The sequence below is a fragment of the Clostridium fallax genome, assembly GCF_900129365.1.
In the GTDB taxonomy this organism is placed as follows: Bacteria; Bacillota; Clostridia; order Clostridiales; family Clostridiaceae; genus Clostridium_AH; species Clostridium_AH fallax.
The window spans coordinates 1-4,444 of the sequence record NZ_FQVM01000048.1 but is presented as its reverse complement, the minus strand read 5'-3'; the positions used below and the strand labels follow the sequence as shown (position 1 = coordinate 4,444).

Genomic DNA, 4,444 nt, shown 5'->3' with positions numbered 1-4,444 from the left:
GAATAAATTAAACTTATTTGTTGCCATTTTTTTGTTTTCCATCTTTTTTAAGTTCTTCATATAAAGGTAAATAATATTTAATTTGCTTTTTAGAAGGTATATATAAATCTCTATCAAAAAAGTAAACATCATTTTTAGAGTTAAGATTTATTGGAAATCTCTTTTGAGTGCTTTGAGATTTTAAAAGAATAGTATTATTTATTTCTTTAATAGTAAAAGATAATGGTAAGTCTTTATGAAGGACTTTAGTATAATAATCTAAGTTGCAATAGTTAAATATAATCTTTTTATTATGAATAGTTTGTAAAAAATCCTTTAAATTATCTTTAGGGACTATAAGCTTTCTTCCCTTTATAAAAGAAAAGGAACTACTTAAATTATTTAAATGAATCTCTCTATTTATAGAAACATATTTATCAATAAAATCAATTATTTTTTCATCTTCACTAGAAAAACTATAGTCCTTTCCATCATAAATAAAGTCTTTATTAAAGCAAAAACTTAAACCTTCATTTCTAGCTTTAATAAATTCTTCTAAATCATCTATTAAATACATCCTATCTTTTCCAATTTTAAATTCTACCTCAAAAAATCTAGAGTTATTTTTATAGTTAATTTTTATCTTAATATCTAAAGGTTCTTTATCTTTATTTTCTTCTTTTAATAAGCTTAAGATTTTATCTCCTGAATTGTTATTTTTACATACTTTTTTATTAGCTTTCTTTTTTGCTAAATCATAAAATTTATACATAGTAGCTGCAAGATGAGGACATAAAAACCTTTTATTATATTTATAGTTTTCACTAAAGTTAGTACAATTACATTTAGTTTCTTCTAAGGTTTTATTTAATAAGTTAATTTTTATCTGATTATAATGAATATTAGTTTCTTTAGAATCAGTAACTTTTCCATATATATTGTAGATATTATTTATCCTTTTACTACTTATATTGCTAACTAAATTTTTATTAAATAAATTTTCTCCTTCTTTTTGTATTAACTTTGACGTTTTAGAAAATACTATATTTGTTAGTTCTTTTAAATTCATTGTTCTCACCTCCGTTATTTATTATATAATAGAAAAAGTTAGCTACAAAATCTTTTTTAAGATTTAATAGCTAACTTTTTTATTTTAGCTTTTTCTTTATATTATATAAAAATCTTTTAATATAAAACTCCATTGAAAACTATACCTTAAAACTTTTAAATTTCTAAAATATCCTCATATTTATCTTCTTTTAAAACTTTAGATTTATCACAAAGACTTCCTATAAAATCTACTTCTTCATAAGATAAAGGTTCTCCTATAAGTTCCTTTGCAATCCAAAGCTCGTTACTATTCATCTTAGGAATTGCTCTATATTTTCCATACCAATTTATACTATCTTTAAAAGACTTCTCTTTATTTAAAGTAGATATAATTCCTTCTTCAAGCCTTAATCTTAGAGGCTTATTTATTACCTCAAAGCATACAATTTGAAGATATTTTTTCATATAATCATCAATATAATTTTCAATTTCTCTCTCTTTCTTTTTATCTCTTAAGTTAGAATACTGTTTTTTATTTTTATCAATATTAAAGTCTATGTTCCAAATACTTATATATGGATCATTATAAGCATTAAGCATAGCTCTTCCTATATTTTTTCTAAATATACTACTACTTTTATTTTTGTTTGAAGCATAGTCTAAAAGTCTATTTTTAAGACGTCCTTGATTTATATGTGTTCCTACTTTTACTATTCTATTCATTCCACAATAATATTGGTATTTATCTAGGATTACATATATCCCATTCTTTACCTTTATTTTATCAACATTGGAAAAGCTATATTTTTTCATTGAATTAAATATTTTATGTAATAAGTAGCAATGATCCTCTTCCATCTCTTCTTTTAATAATTCATCTAATTTCTTTAATCTTTTTCCTATAGTTAATTTTTCTAAAGGTAACTGATAATATTTTAAGTATTTTATTAATTGGCCATAATAAGTTTTTCCTGCTAATATTATAAATTTATCTTCCTCTAAATTAACTCTATCCTTTAAATCATTTATAATGTTTTTTCCCCAAAGTTTCTTTTCTTCTTTACTTTTTCCTTTTAATGTTTCATTGTATGGAGCAATTATATCATCTTCTTCTAATAAACCATATTTATCTGATAAAATATAAACAGAATCTGCATATTTTTTTCCATAAGCATAAGCTTTAGAAAACAGATTACTTCTCATATACATTTCTTTTGCCCTACAAGGATAATTTTGCTTATCTTTAGTACATGAAATTAAAGCTATACGCTTCATAAAAACACCTCTTTAATAAAATTTAAATCAGCACCTACTTTAATTATATTCCTTTAAAGAATAAATTGCCAACTTTTGATAGTTTTTTAAGTTGTTTTACAATTTATTTGCAAATATATAAAAAATTTAATATGTTTTCATAAAAAAAATTAATATACATTAGCTTAATAAAGTATTTTTAAGGCTAATTATATATAATTTTAGAAAAAAAGATATTTTATAACATTACCAATATTTACTTTGATAATGTTTACATTTATAATTTAAATATAAATAAGGAGGTCGGACCAATGAAAGTTTTATATTATGATTGTTTTTCTGGAATAAGTGGGGATATGAACTTAGGAGCCTTAATTGATTTAGGAATCCCCTATAATCATTTAACTAGTGAATTAGATAAATTAAATATAAAAAATGAATTTGAAATTTACATAGAAAAAGCTATAAAAGGAGGTATAACTGGAACTAAAGTTAATATAATTGATTCCAATAATAAAGATCATACTCACTGTCATAACCATCACCACCATCATCATAGATCTTATAAAGATATAAAAGATATAATTTTAAATTCATCTTTATCAGAATCTATTAAAAATTTATCTATAAAAATTTTTGATAAAGTGGCTATATCTGAAAGCAAAATACATAATAAATCTTTAGAAGAGGTTCATTTTCATGAAGTTGGTGCTATTGATTCTATTGTTGATATAGTAGGTTGTGCTATATGTATAGATTTTTTAAAGGTAGATTTAATAATATCATCTCCTATTGAAATTGGATATGGCACACTAAAATGTGCCCATGGGATTCTTCCAGTCCCTGCACCGGCTACTGCTGAAATTTTAAAAGGAGTACCTGTTATAGCTAAAAATGTTTCCTTCGAAGCTACAACTCCTACTGGAGCTGCAATTATAAAATCTATTGCAACAAACTTTACTTATAAAAAAGACTTTACAATAGAAGGTATTGGTTATGGTATTGGAGATAGAGAAAATCCTATAGCGCCTAATGTATTAAGAGTTCTTTTAGGAGAAAAAAACAATTTTACTACCTCTAAAGAATATATTGTTGAATGTAATATAGACGATATGAGAGGAGAAGAATTTGAACTTTTAATGGAAAGATTATTTGAAAAAGGAGCCTTTGATGTTTTTTATACTCCAATTTTTATGAAAAAAGAAAGACCTGGAGTAAAGGTTTCTGTTATATGTAATGAAGAAAACTTAAAAAATATAAAGGAAGTTATATTTATAAACTCTTCAACTATTGGAATAAGACAACATGAGGTACATAGAGATAAGCTTTCTAGAATTGAGAAAAATGTAAATTGTAAATTTGGAAATATACCATCTAAAATCTCTTTTTATGATAATAAAGAAGTAAATATGAAACCTGATTATGATGTTTGCAAGGAAATAGCAAAGATTAACAATATATCAATTAGCGAAGTTTTTCATGAGGTTATATATTCATATTTAACTTCTAAAAAGGATAATAATAAAGATGAATAATTTAGAAATAAAAAAATTGGAGATTTTAAAAGAATATCTAAAAGGTTTAGATAAAGTTATTTTAGCCTTTTCTGGAGGCATTGATAGCACTTTTTTATTAAAGGTTTGTAAGGACATTCTTTCTGATAGAGTTATTCCAGTAACTATAGTTTCTCCTTATATTCCTTCATCAGAAATTGAAGAGATTAAAAAAATTTGTAAAACTTTAAATATAGATAATAATATCTTTATTAAAATCCCTATTATATCTTCTATAAAAGAAAATCCTAAAAATAGGTGCTATTTATGTAAAAAATTTATGTTTTCAAAAATTTTAGATGAAGCTAAAAAATTAGGAATTAATCATATTATAGATGGAACTAATTTTGACGATACTAAGGATTTTAGACCAGGACTTGCTGCTTTAAAAGAACTTAAAATTAAAAGTCCTCTTTTAGAATTAGGATTTACAAAAAAAGAAATTAGAAATATTTCAAAGGATTTAAAAATAAAAATATGGGATAAACCTCCCTACCCTTGTCTTTTAACAAGATTAGAATTTGATGAAGAAATAAGTGCTAAATTAATAGAAATGGGTGCTAGTGTAGAAGAGGGAGATGACTCTATAAGAGTTAAAGTTTTAAAGC

Annotated in this window: 4 protein-coding genes; 2 read left to right on the top strand and 2 right to left on the bottom strand. The window is 23.5% G+C overall.

Going from position 1 to position 4,444, the window contains the following annotated elements:
- Positions 1 to 13: 13 nt before the first annotated feature.
- Positions 14 to 1,048: an SNF2 helicase associated domain-containing protein gene (locus tag BUA70_RS12690; protein ID WP_072897864.1), complete on the bottom strand. Its 1,035-nt coding sequence runs from the start codon at positions 1,046 to 1,048 to the stop codon at positions 14 to 16.
- Between the two features lie 155 nt (positions 1,049 to 1,203).
- Positions 1,204 to 2,304 carry a DUF6884 domain-containing protein gene (locus tag BUA70_RS12685; RefSeq protein WP_072897863.1) on the bottom strand — a complete coding sequence of 367 codons (1,101 nt, stop codon included), beginning with the start codon at positions 2,302 to 2,304 and terminating at the stop codon, positions 1,204 to 1,206.
- Positions 2,305 to 2,594: 290 nt separating this feature from the next.
- Between BUA70_RS12685 and larC the strand changes: the two genes are divergently transcribed.
- A complete protein-coding gene (gene larC / locus BUA70_RS12680; protein WP_072897862.1) occupies positions 2,595 to 3,818 on the top strand; it encodes a nickel pincer cofactor biosynthesis protein LarC in 1,224 nt (407 codons plus the stop codon).
- The coding region (gene larE, locus BUA70_RS12675) for an ATP-dependent sacrificial sulfur transferase LarE (protein ID WP_072897861.1) at positions 3,811 to 4,444 on the top strand (634 nt) is incomplete at its 3' end. The genes larC and larE, both read left to right, overlap by 8 nt.